We start from the raw sequence: 17,395 nt of genomic DNA, 5'->3' as shown, positions 1-17,395 counted from the left end.
GAATATCGAAATCATTCCATGAAATTAAATATTTAATTTAGTAATAATTGTCTAACTTTTTTAAGGCACTTCAAATTTCATTGCTTCTTTATTTATTATCCATACTATTTTGAATTTTATTTAACAATAATCTACAAATAGGTCCAACAATAATTAATTGCAGTGGTAAAGCTAAAATTAAATTAAAAAGCCAAGTATGCAAATACATTCCAAGTGAAAATTTTAAGAATCCAACTTGAACAATTAAACCAAAACAAGACATAAAAGTTACCATTCCCAAAACCATCATGCATGAAATCCACAAAGCAATAATAATTGGATTTTGTTTCATACTTTCCTTAAAAATAAATTTAAAAAAGATTCCCTTAACAATTGGACCTACTAAAACTAAATCCAAAATAGCAGCAACAATTAAGGCTAATGGATATCCCTTAATTACCTCAATAACATAACCATCACTGATTCCAGCACTAAGTGCAATATTGTAACATTCCATAACAATGACCATTAAACCAGCCATCATCCCTGTAAACATTAACTCCTCTTTAAAATTTCTTGGCATTGAATATATCTCCTTTTCTTAAAAACCATTAAAGTCAATATTTTCACATTACCACAAGAAATTTTTCTTCGTAAGTAACAATTATGTTACAAATTTAAAATTGCCACATATCAGAAATGATTTGAGTCTGCATAAATTTACAAATAAGTTCAACCATTTGATTGGGCATATACTCAGCAGCATTTAAGGTAGCTGGATGATGATTTATAGCTGTTATCGTTAAGTCTTGAAATTCAATATCAATATTATACTTTTTAAACGCTTCAGCTATTTTTATTAGTTGTTCTTTATTCATAAAATTATCACCATAAATATTTTAAAATAAAAAGGTTACTAGAAAAATCTAATAACCTTTTTCATTATTTTATTTTTCTGGAGCCACACAAACCCCTTCAGGAACTGTAAAATCTTTTTGTATCATTGTTAACTTACCATTTTCAGCATTACGTTGGTATAAGGTAGCATTATCAGTGTTTTGGTTTAAACAAATCACTAAACTTTCGTCAGCATTAAAGTTAAAATCACGTGGAAAGTCACCTTCAGTTGAAATCAATTGAACTAGTTTCACATTAGCATTTTCATCAGATTCGAAAACAGCCAAACTATTGTGACCACGATTAGATAAATAAACAAATTTACCATCACTAGACATACGAATAGCAGCTGCACCATTATGTTCAGTCCAGTCTTCTGGAATTGTAGAAACAACTTGCTTAACACTTAAACTGCCATTAGCTGAATCATAATTTAAAACTGCTAATTTACTACTTAATTCTCCAGCAAGATAAGCTACATTTTTATCTGCATCAAAGACAATATGACGAGGGCCAAAGCCAGCTTCCATATCTAGTTGGCTAATTTCAGTAAGCTTACCATTATCAGCTACGTCATAAATATAAACTTTATCTTGACCTAAATCTACTACCGCTAGACGATTATCTGGAGTTAAATCAGCATAATGAGGGTGCGCACCATTTTGTTGTTCTGGTCTAGGACCAACTGAACCTTCATGCACTACTTTATCAACAAAGTTCAATGAACCATCTTGATCAATATGATATACCTTTACTTCACCAGTATGATAGTTTGCAGTGTATACTAATTGACGATTTTCATCAACAGTAATATAAGCAGGGTTAGTGTTTTCTTCAATTACCTTGTTAATTTCAGTAGCTGGACGATGACTACCATCTAAAGCAATTGAACCACCTTTTCCAGAAACATCCTTATCAACAGCATAGATACGTTTATCATTAGATTGTGTAACATAAGTAGGATTACCAACTTTAGCTACTAATTGCAAATCAGTTAGTTTATTTGAGTCTAGTGAAAGTTCATAAATTCCTTCGCTACTCTTTTTAGTATAAGTTCCAATCAAAAATTTTTCTGTCATTACTATCACTCTTTCAGTTATAGTTTTTGTACTATCTCTATTCTATTATGTATAAATCATTTCGTAAACAATTGAAGTCTGAAAAAAATATTGACTAAATTAAAATCATTAGTATAATTATTAATAATAAATGAGAATATTAAGCTATGATGAGAAAAGTAATTAAATATAATTTTGCAGAGAGTTCATGTTTGGTGAAAATGAATAAATTATATTTTATGAAAATGGTCTTTGAGCTTTTATAGACGATATTTAGTTTATAACGGGGGCGCCTGATATAGCGCAAAGGAATGATTAGTTCCGGATGAGGTAAATCAATTTTGATTTATAAATTAAGGTGGTACAGCGAGGCACTCGCCCTTTTTAATAAGGGTGGGTGCTTTTTTATTTTACGAAGGAGTGTGAAACATATGGGAAAAAGAAATTTTGATAAAAGTTTAGAAAGTAAACATTTAATAACCTTATCGTTAGGCGGCGTAATTGGAACCGGAATCTTTATGAGCACCGGCTATTCTATTCAATCTGCTGGTGCAGTTGGCACCATTTTAGCTTATATAATTGGATCTATTCTTGTATGCTTAATCATGTCATGTCTAGGGGAACTTTCGGTTCATAACCCTAACACAGGTGCATTTCACACATATGCCAGCAAATATATTAATCCCGGTATGGGTTTCTTGACTGCTTGGCTGTACTGGTTAACTTGGACCATTGCCCTTGGTTCTCAATTCATATCACTTTCTCTAATTGCTAAACAATATTTACCTAGTATTCCTATTTGGGCGTTCAATTTAATTTTTGCCATACTTATACTACTTTTAAATACAATAAAAATTGAATTTTTATCTAAAAGTGAATTTTGGATGTCTATAATTAAGGCAAGCGCCTTAGCTGTTTTTCTAATAATTGGTTTGTTAGTAGTTTTCAAAGTAATTCCTACACATCAACAAAACTTTAAACCATTTTTTGCAGAGCTTACGACTAATGGAGGGTTTCCTAACGGTATTGCTCCCGTTTTGTCTATAATCTTATCAGCTAACTTTGCTTTCTCTGGAACTGAAATGATTAGTGTTGCTGCTGGAGAAACGCAAAATCCCGAAAAGAGCATTCCACAAGCAATTAAAAAAACTTTATTAATATTAATTGTCTTGTTTATTGGAACCATCGTAGTATTAGGATCTATTTTGCCACAACATTCGGCCTCATTAGCTCAAAGTCCATTTGTGTCAGTACTAAACAATGTAGGAATTCCTTATGCTGGTAATATCATGAATATAATTCTTTTCATAACTATTTTCTCTGGTGCAAATTCAGGTGTTTATGCAGCATCTAGAATGCTATGGTCATTGGCTGATAAAAAAACATTACCTAAAAAGTTGGCTAAATTAACCAAAAATGGTTTACCTATTTATGGTTTAATTCTAACCATTATGGGTGGATTCCTAGCATTATTCTCTAGTATTTATGCCCCTAACACCGTTTATTTAGCATTAACTGCAATTTCAGCTTTCGCAGTAGTAATGGTATGGCTTATTATTGCATGGTCACAATTAAATTTCCGCAAACAATTTTTGAAAGCTGGTCATTCAGTAAGTGAATTAAAATATAAAAGTCCCGGATATCCTTATGTACCATGGATTGTTATCTTTATCTGTTTATTATCATTATTAGGAATTGCCTTGGACCCTAGTCAAAGAATCGCTATCATCGTTGGTATTCCTTTTTCTATTATTTGTTACACATATTATCAAGTTGTATATAAGAAAAAATTAGAAGGTGCTTTAAATGAATAAATTTTTAAAATGGAGTAAATCAACATCCAAAATTTTAATTGACAGTTCAATGTCATTAGGACTGGAAGAACGAAATTTAGATTTGAACAATAAACTATGGACAGCTCAAGCTTTAGCAAATAATCCAGAATTAATCGAAGATGTGCATACAGCTTACTTTAATGCTGGTTCTAATTTAACCATTACCAATACTTATCAAGCCAGCATTCAAGGTTATCAAGAAGCTGGGTATACTGTTAAGGAAGCCAAACAATTGATTAGAAAGGCTGTTGAATTAGCTCATAGTGGTCGTAATAATGCTAAAAACAATAAAAATAAATGGATTGCAGGTGCTATTGGTCCATATGGAGCTTATTTAGCTAATGGTTCTGAATATACTGGGGACTATCACGTTTCTAATGAAGAACTGGAAGCATTTCATATTGACCGCATTAACATCTTAATCGATGCCGGATGTGATGCCTTAATTCTTGAAACAATCCCTAACTTTAAAGAATTGAAAGTTTTGATAAATATTTTAGATTCAAAAAAAGTCCCAGTAATTGTCGGTTGCTCTCTAAGTGATGCTAAACATTTAGCAGATAAAACCCCTTTCAAAGATGTTCAAGATTTGTTAGAAAATGCTACTAATGTCATTGCCTACGGAAATAACTGTACTTCTCCAAATATTGTGTCAGATAGTATCAAGGAAATTATCAAAAATTATCCAAAACATAAAGATATTATTGTGTTCCCTAATTCTGGTGCACAATATGATCCTAAAATAAAAAAATGGTTAAATAACGGGATTTCAGATAATGAATTTGTTAGTTTAACTCAGGAATGGCTATGCCTAGGCGCTAAATATGTTGGCGGATGCTGTTGCACTTCAGAAGTTCAAACTAAATTGATTCATGACAAATTATTTCAAAAGCAGTCATAATCATATACAATATTCTCTAATGGAGATGATTAGTATATGAAAAGTTTTGAATGGTTACATCCAATTTTAACTCCACATTTTAAATTAGATTGGCTTACTAAATTTAAACTTAAAGAAGTTAATGATTTTCAAAATCAAAATAATTTACAACAATCAATGAATCAAAGTATGAATTATATCAATGAAACCATGAAAAATGTTATGGAAATGAAGGCATTGGTATGGGGGGTTGAAGAAAACGAATCTAAAAATTTAATTGGAATTATTGAAGTAAATGATTTAGATGCTTCTACCTGCGTTAAATTCATTGGTAATAAAATTTCTTCAAAATCACAAAAAGCCATTTTAGATAGAATTACCCCACTTTTACAACAAGTTGGTTGTAAAGAGTTAGCAATTTTAAGTAAATAGTAAAAATTTATAAAATAACAAGATTAATACTTATATTAATCTTGTTATTTGATTTATAATAAATAATATAATATATTATTTAATAATAATTATAAACTGAAAGGGAGGACATTAATGGAAAATGATATTTACCAAAAATCATTAGCTTTGCTAAGAAAGAATAAGGTAAGAATTACTCCACAAAGACAAATAATATTGAAATATTTAATTGATCATGATAATCATCCTTCGGTTGAAACTATCTATCAAGCACTAGCAGATGAATTTTCTAACCTAAGTGTTGCTACTATTTACAACAACTTAGAATTATTTGAAAGATTAGGCATTATTATTCAAATCCCTAATCAAGATGGTGGGGTAAGATATGATTTCTTTGGTACTCCTCATTTTCATGCTATTTGCGAAAATTGTGGCAAAATAGTAGATATTTTTTATCCTAAATATAAAGAAATTGAACAAGAATTAAAAGATATTACTAAAAACCAATCTGACTTCATACCATCAACTAGTAGAATTGAAGTTTATGGATTATGTAAAGAATGCCAATCAAAAATGAAATAAAAAAATCTCATGGGATTAATCCCATGAGATTTTTTATTTTTTATCCTAAGAAATGTCGTAACTTACTCATTTTTTCAATCAATAAGGTTCTAATTTGAACATCTTGAATACTTACTAAATCAGTAGCAAGTTGCGCATGCTTAATTTGGTCTTTAGTTACGGGACCAGCTTTAATACCAAATAGTTCATCCATCGCTTCAATGTCTTCTTCAACACCCTTCCAAGCAGAATTATGTTGTTTTAAGACTTCTAAAGCATCTGGACTGAAGTACTTCATAACATGTGCAAAATCATTACGGATGTTAGGATAGTATTTTTCTAAAATAGAAAATTCTTTAGAACTTAATTTTTTCAAAATACGACCAGAACCAATTAATTCAGGTGGAATTCCAACTGAGTAAAGTGCCCCCGTAAATGTAATTGCACGTGGCATTTTGTAACCATCAACATCTCTAGAATATCCAATAATTCCCACGTGTTGGTGACGGTCTCGACGTTTAGGAAATGCATCAAATACTGCTTGTAAGTCGTCAATTAGTGGATCTAAAGTAACGTGATATTCTTTAGCAGTTTTTTCGGCAATCTCAAGTAGCACTTTTTCATCATCACTATTGATAATGTTAAATTTACTATTTTGTAAACCAGTTCTTAATTTAGCAATTGCTGGTTTTACTTCATCTAATGGAAAATCATATCTAAATGCCGATTGAATAGTAGCCGTTTTCAAACCTGGAAATTCTTCTAGGTAACGATCAACTAAGTTAGGTGCTAATCCACCTCTAAAGATAGTACTTCCAGTTCCAGCAATCGGATATACTGGTAAACCACTTTCTTTAGAAAATGCTCCTAACTTAGATAATGCTAATTTGTTACCAATAATACTGTTCAAAAATCCATTAGATAAAGCGGAATCTGATCCAGCTAAGAACACTCGTAAGTATTCAATTGGTCGACCAAAATGATCTTGATACATATCAACAAATTTTTTCAAAATTTTAGGAGCATTGAACTGTGATTCAAAGCTTTCGAATAACGGAATCATTTGTAATTTGTCACTATTTGGATGAACATTTTTAAATTCTTCATTTTTAAACTTGGCTAAAGCCGCAAACTTATCTTCCATAGCGATAAGTTGATCAGCATTTCTAGTCATTGGCAAAATAGCTTCAAATAATGGTCGATTATCGAATTCCAAGTCATCAGCAAAATCCTCTGCTAACATCATTGTAGTCATAGCTTGCATTAAGCTATAACCTTTTTCTTCCCAAATGTTAGGCAATCTAAAAGTTAAGTATTTGTCTTTTCCTAATGGATGTTGCTTGAAATATTCATAGTGCTTAGAATAAAGACGATTTACAACTGATGCGTCAGCATGCTTACCTTCCCAATCCCACATATATTCATCAGCATCTAAAACTGAGTAATTTTGATATGCTTCATCAATTTCTCTAAATGCTGATACAAAAGGATTATCATGATGCTTAAAGAAAGGTACGTTGGCGTTATCTGGATGTTGAGTTCCCATTACATTTGGAATTTTTCTGTTCATTGGATTTTCCTCCTAAAATTTGAAATAAATATTATTTATTCTTTAAAAAAATCTTTTGGAACGCGAACTAAATCATTTTTAACTAAACATTCAGCATTTTCGACAGTGTTCCAAGCAGCTCCTTTAAGAAGGTTATCAGCTACTACCCACATATTAAAGGCACCTGGATTTTCATTATCGGGGCGTACACGTCCAACGTAAGTTTCTCGATTACCTACAGCATTAATTGGCTGTGGATAAAATTGATTCGATGGATCATCTTCTAATGTAACACCGGCACCCTCAGCAATACATTTTTGAATGTCTTCTTTGGTAGCGTTAGTGTCTTCAACTTCAAAGTAAACTGATTCACCATGAGCAATTGGTACAGGCACTCTAACACAAGTAGCAGTTACTTTAATATCTTTAGCATCCATATCATTTAGCATAATTTTCTTAGTTTCATGAATCATTTTCCATTCTTCGTGAGAATAGCCATCATCTTCAAATACATCAATTTGAGGAAGCAAATTAAACGCTAATGGATAATGTTTTTTATCACTAGCAGTTGGTAAAATATTAGCATCCATGTTTTTGCCATTCAAATACTGCTTAGTTTGATTGTAAAATTCATTTAAAGCAGATTGGCCAGCTCCTGAAGCAGCTTGGTAAGTAGAAACTATAATTTGTTTCAAACCATATTTTCTAAATACAGGTGCTAAAGCAACTACCATTTGAATAGTTGAACAGTTAGGATTAGCAATAATTCCTTTATGATTTTTTAAAGCTTCTTCATTAACTTCTGGTACTACTAATGGAACTTCAGGATTCATTCTAAAAGCGCTAGTATTGTCAACACAAACTGCACCACGTTTAACAGCCTCTGGTAATAACTTTTTAGAAACTGATCCACCAGCAGATGCCAATACCAAATCAACTCCATCAAAAGCTTCTGGAACTGCTTCTTCAACCGTGATTTCTTGGCCTTTAAACAATAACTTTTTGCCAGCTGATTTTGCAGAAGCTAAAAGTTTTAATGATTTAACTGGAACTGTTGATTTCGCTAATTGATCAATCATTCTTGTTCCAACCGCACCAGTTGCTCCTAAAATTGCTACATTATATTCTTTCATTTTTAAAATCTCCCAATATCAATTATGCTAAATAACTCTTCATTTGATTCATTGCATTTTTAATAGCTTCATCAGAGGCTGCATATGAAAGGCGGATATAGCCTTGACCACCTTCACCAAATGCTGAACCTGGAATTACACCAACCTTAGCTTTTTCTGCTAAATCTAGTGCAAACTCTGTGTCATTTTGATTGCATTTAGCAGGAATTTTAGCAAATACATAAAAAGCACCTTGTGGAGTAGCCATATCAAAACCCATAGTTTCTAATGCACTAACAATGTAGTCTCTACGACGACGATAAATTTCACGCATTTCAATTGGATCATTTAAACCATTTGCTAAAGCTTCATAGGCTGCCACTTGAGCTGGGTTAGATGGCGATGTAATCATAAATGCATGTACTTTGGTTAATTTCTGCATAAATTCTTTTGGTCCACATACGTATCCAATTCGATAGCCAGTCATCGCATGTGATTTTGATACACCGTTAATGTAAATAGTTTGTTCTGGTAGTAAACGTGCAATTGAGTAATGTTCTACTCCATAAGTTAATTCACAATAAATTTCGTCAGTAATCATAAACAAGTTATGTTCTTTTACAACATTAGCTAATTTTTCTAAATTGTCTTTAGAATATTCAACACCAGTAGGATTGCCAGGATAGTTAATTAGGATAGCTTTAACTGCATCGCCTTCACGAGCAATTACTTCCTCTAAATGTTCAGCAGTTAATTCAAAATTATCTTTAGACGTGTCAACCATAATTGGTTGAGCCCCTAAAAGTTTAATAATTGGGTAATATAAAGCAAATGTAGGCGTAGGTAAAATAACCTTATCACCAGGATTTAGCATCGTTTCAAAAGTTGCATAAATAGCTTCTGTTGCTCCAACTGTAACTACCACTTCACTTTGTGGGTCATAATCTAGATTTTGTGTTTTCTTCAAGTAATTAGCAATTGCTTGACGTAACTCTAGCTTACCAGTTTGAGCTGAATAATGAGAATCATTATTTTGAATGCTTTCCATTGCAGCTTTCTTTACATGTTCAGGTGTATTCAAGTCAGGTTCACCAATGGTCAATTTAACGATTCCATCAATGTTAGATATTTTTTTATCAAAAGCTCTAATTCCTGAAGGACCTACTAAATCTAATTTTTCATTATATATGTCTTTTAATTCTGATAATAATTTTGGCATAACTAATCTCCCATCCGGTTATTGTTACATTATGTTTTCTAATCCAACTACTAACTCATTTATATTCATAATTTTTTCAATTCCAATTTTAACTCCATTCATAAATGATCCACGATCAAATGAATCTTGTCGAATCGTAAGCGCTTCTCCTGTTCCACCAAACAGTACTTGTTCGTGCGCAACGTATCCCGGCAACCGAACGGCATGAATTCTAATTCCGTTATAATCGCCACCTCTTACATGGTCTAAGGTTTCTACATTGTCATCAGCCCCCTGTTCATGAGCAGGCCTTACTTTATCAATTAATTTAGCAGTGTTTAAAGCTGTTCCTGATGGCGCATCTTTTTTATCATCATGATGCATTTCAATAATTTCAACATCTGGAAAATATTGTGCAGCCTCTTGAGCAAATTTCATTAATAATACAGCTGAAAGTCCAAAGTTAGGTGCAATTAATCCACCCAGATTATGACTTTTAGCCATTGATTTTAATTCGTCTAATTGTGAATCACTTAAACCGGTGGTTCCAACTACTGGACGCATTCCATGCTCAATGGCAAATTTTACATTTTCATAAACTGAACTAGGTACTGTAAAATCGACCCAAACATCTGCTGAAACATTAACATCACTTAAATTATTAAATAATTTCATGTCATTTGATAATTGATATTTATTTTTATCACTATCATTGGCACTTGGAGCTAATCCACCGACTAATTTAAAATCATCATTAGCTTGAATCATTTTAATGGCTTTTTGGCCCATCGAACCATTATATCCAGCAAGAAAAACTTTTATCATAATTAATCTCCTAACTCTAGTGATAATTTATGCATCAAAGCATCTTCATGAAGATTTAGTGCTTTAGCCAAACTTTTTTTCTCTGAATCATTCAAAGATAGAATAGGTAATCGACAGTTACCAACTGCAAAACCTTGTGCATTTAAAACTGCCTTAACTGGTGAAGGTGAAGGATACATAAAAAGCGCATTCATCTTAGGGGTTAAAAAGCGTTGCAATTTAGCAGCGGATTTAACTTGTCCCTGTTCTAGTGAGTCCAACAAATGACGCATTTGAATGCCATATACATGAGAAGCAACTGATATAACACCATTGGCTCCCATGGATTTAGCAGCCATCGTTTGAGCATCTTCACCTGTGTATATAGCAAATTCATCACTAACGTGTTCAACTAAGTATTCAATCTCTTCAATTGGATTGCATTGTTTAACCCCTACAATCGAAGGATTTTTTGATAGTTCAACAATTGTTTCTTTATTCATTGATACTCCTGTACGTCCTGGAATGTTATAAATAACAATTGGAATATTAGTGTTATCAGCTACTGCTTTAAAATGGGCTTGCATACATCTTTGATTAGGTTTGTTATAGTAAGGTACCACAACTAATGCTGCATCAATTCCTTCAATTTTTTCTACTTCTTGAGTAAAATTAATAGTTTCTTTAGTATTATTACTACCCGTACCAGCAATAACTGGTACACGTTTATTAACGATCACAGCAAACTTTTTGTAAAGTTCTAATTTTTCATCATGCGTTAGCGTAGGTGTTTCCCCAGTAGTTCCGCCAATAACAAAACCACGGCTACCAGTTTCTAACAAATGATTAGTTAATTTTTCTAGTGAATTATAATCAATCTCACCAGACTTATTAAATGGTGTAATAATTGCTGTCATTAAGTCTACATTTTCAAACATACATAACGCCCCTATTTTTACTTATTGCTCATTCTAAATTCAATGAATTGAATAATAGCTTTTACCCCTTTTGATATTGATGCTTCCTTTGGAGTAAATGTATCTGAGTGTAATTGTGAACTATCCTCCACTCCTAACCAAAACATTGTGCCTGGAAATTTGTGTAGTAAGTATCCAAAATCTTCACCAGTCATTGCTGGTGAAGTTTCTATAAAATCAACTTGGTTATTATTTTGCATAAAATCTATAAAATTCTTAGTCAGTTCAGGATTATTTTCAACTGGTAAATAACCACCTTGATTTAACTCTACTTCCACTTCACATCCAAAACTAATAGCAATTCCTTGGCCAATAGCTTTAAGTCGACTATCAATCTTTTCAATCATAGTCTGAGTTAGGCCTCTAATAGTACCCTCAATTCTAGCTTCGCCAGCAATCACATTTCGAATGGTACCGGCACTTAACTTACCAAAAGTTATTACGCCACTTTGAATTGGATCGATACTTCGAGAAACTACTGTTTGAACTTGATTAATATACTCACTCGCTGCCACGACCATATCATTAGCTAATTGCGGATAAGCTGCATGTCCACCCTTACCCTTCAAAGTAACGTTTACTTCAGTAGTTCCAGCAAATAAAGTTCCTAATCGACATCCAATACTACCAGCTGGTAACTGTGGATTATCATGTAAACCGTAAAATTCATCTGGGCACCATTTTCCTTCAAAAACCCCTAATTCGTATGCTAGTTTTCCACCATTTTCGCTTTCCTCAGCTGGTTGAAAGAAAAATACTAGGTTATCTTTAGGCTGATGTTCAGAAAAATAATTTAAGATTCCTAAAGCTACTGTCATGTGAATATCATGACCGCAAGCATGCATGCATCCATCGTTTTTAGATTGGTAATCTAACCCAGTTTTTTCTGTAACTGGTAATGCATCAATGTCACAACGATATCCAATTGTACGCTTAGGATTACTGCCTTTAACATAGACTAAAGTTGCAGTAGGTAATTGTTCAATTGTTCTAATTTCTAAATATTCTTGTTTAAAGTTTCCTATTATGTGTCTTATATATTTTGAAGTAGCATATTCTTTTAATGCTAATTCTGGAAATTGATGTAGATGTCGACGAATTTCAATTAGAGCTTTTGAATCTAACATTTTCGATCACAACTTTCTCAAATCATCTTGTAATTCAGTTTTTGATTTAGTTTTATCATCAATTTTTTTAATCACTCTAGCAGGCATTCCCGCAACTAAAGTATTGGGTTCTACATCTTCGGTTACAACTGCACCAGCAGCTACAACTGCACCATCACCAACGTGAACCCCTTCAATCACAACTGCATTAGCTCCAATCATAACGTTATCACCAATTGTTACTGGTTCTGCAGAAGCAGGTTCAACAACTCCAGCTAGCACCGCACCCGCTCCAATATGACTATGTTTACCAACAATTGCACGGCCACCCATTACAACGCCCATATCAATCATGGAATTATCGCCAATTTCAGCTCCAATATTGATTAAAGCTCCCATCATAATTACCGCATTATTTCCAATTGATACTTGGTCTCTAATGACTGCACCTGGTTCAATTCGGGCATTAATATTTTTCATATCAATTAATGGAACTGCAGAGTTACGAGCATTGTTTTCTAATTCTACATTTTCAAGTAAAGCTTCATTATTATCCAAGAATGCTTTAACATCTTTCCAATCACCAAAGATAACTCCTGAATGTGCTTCAACAAATGCTTTAATGCTTGATGGATATTCAATTTGATCTAACTTACCACTAATGTAAACCTTTACGGGAGTCTTTTTGTCCGCGTTACTAATGAAATTAATGATTGCTTGTGCGTCTAACTTAGCCATTAAAATTGCCTCCAAATTTTTAAATTAATATTCTAAATCTAATCTAACTAAATCTTCATAGCTTTGACGTTTAATTACTAACTTATCTTGGCCATTTTCTACAAAAACTACAGCTGGCTTTAAGTTAAGGTTGTAATTAGAAGCCATTGCATAACCGTAAGCTCCGGTAGCAAACATCGCTAAAACATCGCCTGGTTCTACATGTGGTAAATTAATATTTTGAATTAAAATATCACCTGATTCACAATATTTTCCAGCAATTCTAACTGCATTAGATTCCGGTTCATCGTTAGCTTTATTAGCTAAAACAGCCTCATACTTAGCTTGATATAATGCTGGACGAATATTATCACCCATTCCACCATCTACTGTGATATAAGATTTAATTCCAGGAACATCTTTTCTAGACCCAATTGTATATAAATTATATCCTGCTGGTCCGATAATGGATCTACCAGGTTCAATCCAAATTGCTGGTAAATTTAAACCCTTTTGATTTGAACGTTGCTTTATTGCTTTAACAATAGCATCAACAAATTTTTCAGGTGCAATTGGATCATCTTCCTCGCTATATTTAATTCCAAAACCACCACCAACGTTCAATACTTCCGGTTGATAACCAAATTTTTGATTCCAATCAGCTGACAAATCAACTAGCTTTTCAGCCGCCATTACAAAACCATTAACTTCAAAAATTTGAGAACCAATGTGTGCATGAATTCCAAGCATATTCATCCTAGGATTATTTAGCACTATTTCTAATGCTTTTTCGGCTTGCTTACTTTCAACATCAAAGCCAAATTTACTATCTACTTGACCAGTTTGATCATATTCATGAGTATGTGCTGAAATACCTGGCGTAATTCTTAGCATTACATTAGTTTGTGTATCCAAGTCATTTAAAATTTTACTTAATAATTCAATTTCATGAAAATTGTCTAACATAATCACACCAACGTGATTTTCAACAGCCATTTTAAGTTCCTCAGCAGACTTATTATTGCCATGAAAACTAACTTTATACATCGGAAAGCCTGCTTTTAAGGCTGTATATATTTCACCACCAGATACAACATCAATGTGACAATTTTCTTGCTTCATTATTTGATAAGTTGCAACACTAGCAAAAGCCTTGCTAGCATAACTCACTTCGTAGTCAACATGATTATCTTCAAAAACTGACTTAAAGTGGCTTATTTGTTCTCTGATTTTAGAAACATCATAGACCACTAGTGGAGTACCATACTTATGTGCTAATTCTACAGAGTCTACTCCACCAATCATTAAGTGGTTATTCTTAGTTTCGTAATCAAAATCGTTTTTAATCATTTTTAATCCTCCAATAATTTTTATCGAAGTTATCGAACAAATAATTCATTTTAGAAAAAAGGATTCTTTTGTTCGCTTAAACAAAAGAATCCCCAATTTTTTAGATGAAACTATTATCGGTATAATTTTGTCGATAGCGCCCCATAAGTTTTTATACTTATGACAGTTCTTAGCCTATTAAACTAAGCCCCAGAAAGAAATTCACATAAAACATCCTTTCTTCGGCAATCTCCCCTTTCGAATAATTTCATAGCTAATATGCGTTAGCTCGATTATTTTACTTTTGTCGACTGCGACCTCTTCGATTAAATAAAACTATAATACGAAATACTCATTTTTTCAATACATCTTCTCATATTTTTTTATATTTTTTTAATTATTTTTTATTTACTTATATAGGTCATCTGTAAATGTGGCATAATATCAGGGAATCTAGTTGATAATTAAAATTATAATGTTAAAATTCATCTTAATAATAAATTAATTTTTTATCGCAAAAAGGTGTGAAGCAATGATGAAAGTCGTAAAATTTGGTGGGAGCTCTTTAGCTAGTGGTCCTCAATTCGAGAAAGTAATTAATATCATAAAAAGTGATTCTAGAAGACAAGTGATAGTAACTTCTGCACCCGGTAAACGGTTCCCTAAAGATACTAAGGTAACTGATTTACTTATAAAATATGCTGAACAAGTAATTGGCAGTCAAGATTATTCTGATGTTCAAAGCGACATCTTTAATCGTTATCGCGAAATTGCTAGTTACTTTAAATTACCTACAGCTAACATTAAAGAACTTAAAAATATAATTTATCAATTACCAAATGGCAGTTATCCTAACGATGATTACCTAATGGCTGCTTTTAAGGCTCATGGAGAAAGAATAAACGCTAAATTAATGAATATGATTTTAAATCATTTAGAAATCAAATCTAGATATATTGATCCTAAAAAAGCTGGCATAATCGTAACTGACTATCCTAATAATGCTTCTGTCCTTCCAATAACTTATAAAAATTTATCAGAATTAGAATATACTGATGATGAAAAATTAGTTTTCCCAGGTTTCTTTGGATTTACTCGCAATGATGAAATTGCTACTTTTAATCGCGGTGGTTCAGACATTACTGGGTCTATCTTAGCGCACGGATTAAACATTCCAAACTATGAAAACTTTACCGATGTAAATGCTATATACGCTGCTAGTCCTAAGATTGTAAACAATCCAGTTGCTATTCATAAATTAACTTATCGTGAAATGCGAGAACTTTCATACGCTGGATTTTCAGTTTTTAACGATGAGGCCATCATCCCAGCCATTGAAGGTCACGTAACGATTAACGTTAAAAATACTAATAATCCAGAATTACCAGGTACTAAAATTGTGCCTCAAGGAATTGCTCAACCATCACATGTAATTACTGGAGTTGCTGGATCAGATCATTTTTCCGCTCTTTATATTCACAAATATTTATTAAATAAAGAAGTTGGTTTTACACTTAAATTGCTTCAAATCTTGTATAAATACAATATTTCTTATGAGCACATGCCATCAGGAATTGATGATTTAACTGTAATTTTTGATAAAAAACAATTAACCGAAAATATCGTTGAAAAAATTTGCCAAGATATTAAGTCTATCTTAAATCCTGATCAAATTGAGTGGATTGATGACTATGCTATTATCATGATTGTGGGTGAAGGAATGAAAGGACAAACCGGAATTTTAGATCGTGTCTTAAATCCATTAGCTCAAAATCGAATTGCTGTGCATATGATTAATCAAGGAGCTTCAAGATTATCGATGATGATTGGAACTCGTAAAGAAGATGCAGAAGACGCTGTAAATTGTATATATAACGAGTTTTTCCTAGAAGAATAATTTAAGGAAGTGCATATAAAATGGTTCAATTATTAAAAGTTCATGGTTCTGAAAACCATTTTTTCATATTAGATCAAACACTATTTGATAAGCCAATTCCTATGCCTAAAATTCAAAAATTAGCTCAAAAAATTACCAATTCAGAAAAAGGATTATTAAATGGTGCTGATGGAATTTTAGTTGTAGATGCATCTCAACATCCAGACTGTTTAGGTAAAATGGTAGTTGTTAATGCTGATGGAAGTATTGCTTCAATGTGTGGTAATGGATTAAGAACTGTTTCTAGATATTTATCAGAAAAGTATAAGCAAAACAATTTTAAAGTTGAAACTTTAAATGCTGATTTAAAAGTTAGTAAACAGGCTGATTTTGGTAACAATGTACCTGCTTTTAGTGTAGAAATATCACCGATTCGTTTTAATGCTGATGCTTTTCCATTTGATAATTTAGGAAAAGAAAAAATTGTTAATACCAAATTACCGGCTTTAAGTGATAAATTACTATTTACGGCCATTGCAGTGCCTAACCCTCATTTAATTAGCTTCGTTGAAGATGAAGATTTAAACAACGATACTTTAAAGAACTTAGGAACAAAACTTAATCAAAAGAATCCATATTTTCCCGATGGTGTAAATATTAATTTTGCAAAAATAATTGATAAAAACACCTTATTTGTTAAAACTTTTGAACGTGGGGTTGGATTTACTAATGCTTGTGGTACGGGCATGTCATCTACTTCACTTGCGTTTTTAATTAATTACCCTGATCTTTGTGATGAAACTAAAGATATAACCGTTTATAATCCTGGTGGAATGGTTAAAACAAACGTTCGTAGATTAAATAACCAATATCAAATTAACCTAATTGGTAACGCAACTGTTACACATAAAATTACAATTAGCGAACAAGCTTTGCTTGAAGAAAACTTTAATTCAGCACAAATTATTGATACTGGTGAGGAAAAAGATTACCAGAAATTCATAAATAATCTATAAAAAAGGGACTCCATAATGTACCGCCTTAAAAAAGTTAGACATAATATCTAATTTTTTAAGGCGGTTTTTTTATGTCAAAATATTCAACTA

The 17,395-nt window shown here is 32.3% G+C and carries 17 protein-coding genes, 1 riboswitch and 1 other annotated feature; of the genes, 6 read left to right on the top strand and 11 right to left on the bottom strand.

Features of this window, described 5'->3' with window-relative positions; all coding sequences use genetic code 11:
- Positions 1-88: 88 nt before the first annotated feature.
- From K5Q11_RS07110 to K5Q11_RS07100, 3 genes are all read right to left on the bottom strand, one after another.
- The gene (locus K5Q11_RS07110; RefSeq protein WP_220728368.1) at positions 89-562 is read right to left on the bottom strand and encodes a DUF2798 domain-containing protein; all 474 of its coding nucleotides are present in this window, start codon (positions 560-562) and stop codon (positions 89-91) included.
- A 94-nt stretch (positions 563-656) separates the two neighbouring features.
- Positions 657-857, bottom strand: coding sequence for a hypothetical protein (locus K5Q11_RS07105; protein ID WP_220728369.1), 201 nt, complete (start codon positions 855-857; stop codon positions 657-659).
- Between the two features lie 69 nt (positions 858-926).
- The gene (locus tag K5Q11_RS07100) at positions 927-1,955 is read right to left on the bottom strand and encodes a lactonase family protein (RefSeq protein WP_220728370.1); all 1,029 of its coding nucleotides are present in this window, start codon (positions 1,953-1,955) and stop codon (positions 927-929) included.
- A gap of 137 nt (positions 1,956-2,092) precedes the next feature.
- Positions 2,093-2,320, top strand: a binding site (T-box leader).
- 45 nt (positions 2,321-2,365) lie between these two features.
- Here K5Q11_RS07100 and K5Q11_RS07095 point away from each other — a divergent pair.
- The 4 genes from K5Q11_RS07095 to K5Q11_RS07080 all read left to right on the top strand — a co-directional run bounded on the left by K5Q11_RS07095 (position 2,366) and on the right by K5Q11_RS07080 (position 5,642).
- Positions 2,366-3,748 carry an amino acid permease gene (locus tag K5Q11_RS07095; protein ID WP_220728371.1) on the top strand — a complete coding sequence of 461 codons (1,383 nt, stop codon included), beginning with the start codon at positions 2,366-2,368 and terminating at the stop codon, positions 3,746-3,748.
- Positions 3,741-4,670 (top strand): homocysteine S-methyltransferase, encoded by a 930-nt coding sequence (mmuM, locus tag K5Q11_RS07090; protein WP_220728372.1) that lies wholly within the window; start codon positions 3,741-3,743, stop codon positions 4,668-4,670. The genes K5Q11_RS07095 and mmuM overlap by 8 nt, the downstream gene beginning before the upstream one ends.
- A 36-nt stretch (positions 4,671-4,706) precedes the next feature.
- On the top strand, positions 4,707-5,081 hold the full coding sequence (locus K5Q11_RS07085) for a hypothetical protein (protein WP_220728373.1): 375 nt from the start codon (positions 4,707-4,709) through the stop codon (positions 5,079-5,081).
- Positions 5,082-5,195: 114 nt separating this feature from the next.
- On the top strand, positions 5,196-5,642 hold the full coding sequence (locus K5Q11_RS07080) for a Fur family transcriptional regulator (protein ID WP_220728374.1): 447 nt from the start codon (positions 5,196-5,198) through the stop codon (positions 5,640-5,642).
- 40 nt (positions 5,643-5,682) lie between these two features.
- On the opposite strand, the gene ppcA is transcribed toward K5Q11_RS07080, so the two are convergent.
- From ppcA to lysA, 8 genes are read right to left on the bottom strand one after another with little or no spacing between them, the layout of a single operon-like run.
- Positions 5,683-7,191, bottom strand: a complete 1,509-nt coding sequence (gene ppcA, locus K5Q11_RS07075) for a phosphoenolpyruvate carboxylase (RefSeq protein ID WP_220728375.1) — start codon at positions 7,189-7,191, stop codon at positions 5,683-5,685.
- A gap of 35 nt (positions 7,192-7,226) precedes the next feature.
- Positions 7,227-8,303 carry an aspartate-semialdehyde dehydrogenase gene (locus K5Q11_RS07070; RefSeq protein WP_220728376.1) on the bottom strand — a complete coding sequence of 359 codons (1,077 nt, stop codon included), beginning with the start codon at positions 8,301-8,303 and terminating at the stop codon, positions 7,227-7,229.
- Positions 8,304-8,325: 22 nt separating this feature from the next.
- Positions 8,326-9,501, bottom strand: a complete 1,176-nt coding sequence (locus K5Q11_RS07065) for an aminotransferase class I/II-fold pyridoxal phosphate-dependent enzyme (RefSeq protein WP_220728377.1) — start codon at positions 9,499-9,501, stop codon at positions 8,326-8,328.
- Between the two features lie 24 nt (positions 9,502-9,525).
- On the bottom strand, positions 9,526-10,305 hold the full coding sequence (dapB, locus tag K5Q11_RS07060) for a 4-hydroxy-tetrahydrodipicolinate reductase (RefSeq protein ID WP_220728378.1): 780 nt from the start codon (positions 10,303-10,305) through the stop codon (positions 9,526-9,528).
- Positions 10,306-10,307: 2 nt separating this feature from the next.
- The gene (gene dapA, locus K5Q11_RS07055; protein ID WP_220752320.1) at positions 10,308-11,222 is read right to left on the bottom strand and encodes a 4-hydroxy-tetrahydrodipicolinate synthase; all 915 of its coding nucleotides are present in this window, start codon (positions 11,220-11,222) and stop codon (positions 10,308-10,310) included.
- 17 nt (positions 11,223-11,239) lie between these two features.
- Positions 11,240-12,388, bottom strand: a complete 1,149-nt coding sequence (locus K5Q11_RS07050; RefSeq protein WP_220752318.1) for an N-acetyldiaminopimelate deacetylase — start codon at positions 12,386-12,388, stop codon at positions 11,240-11,242.
- A 6-nt stretch (positions 12,389-12,394) separates the two neighbouring features.
- Positions 12,395-13,105, bottom strand: a complete 711-nt coding sequence (gene dapD, locus K5Q11_RS07045) for a 2,3,4,5-tetrahydropyridine-2,6-dicarboxylate N-acetyltransferase (protein ID WP_220752316.1) — start codon at positions 13,103-13,105, stop codon at positions 12,395-12,397.
- A 24-nt stretch (positions 13,106-13,129) separates the two neighbouring features.
- On the bottom strand, positions 13,130-14,434 hold the full coding sequence (gene lysA / locus K5Q11_RS07040) for a diaminopimelate decarboxylase (RefSeq protein ID WP_220752314.1): 1,305 nt from the start codon (positions 14,432-14,434) through the stop codon (positions 13,130-13,132).
- 125 nt (positions 14,435-14,559) lie between these two features.
- Positions 14,560-14,744: riboswitch (Lysine riboswitch) on the bottom strand.
- Positions 14,745-14,948: 204 nt separating this feature from the next.
- On the opposite strand from lysA, the gene K5Q11_RS07035 reads away from it, so the two are divergent.
- Together K5Q11_RS07035 and dapF are read left to right on the top strand one after the other, a co-directional pair.
- Positions 14,949-16,310 carry an aspartate kinase gene (locus tag K5Q11_RS07035; RefSeq protein ID WP_220752323.1) on the top strand — a complete coding sequence of 454 codons (1,362 nt, stop codon included), beginning with the start codon at positions 14,949-14,951 and terminating at the stop codon, positions 16,308-16,310.
- Positions 16,311-16,330: 20 nt separating this feature from the next.
- Positions 16,331-17,305 (top strand): diaminopimelate epimerase, encoded by a 975-nt coding sequence (gene dapF, locus K5Q11_RS07030; protein ID WP_220728383.1) that lies wholly within the window; start codon positions 16,331-16,333, stop codon positions 17,303-17,305.
- The last annotated feature ends 90 nt before the right edge of the window (positions 17,306-17,395 follow it).

Source organism: Apilactobacillus xinyiensis (assembly GCF_019656235.1).
Classification (GTDB): Bacteria; Bacillota; Bacilli; order Lactobacillales; family Lactobacillaceae; genus Apilactobacillus; species Apilactobacillus xinyiensis.
This window is presented reverse-complemented; position numbering and strand designations above follow the sequence as displayed.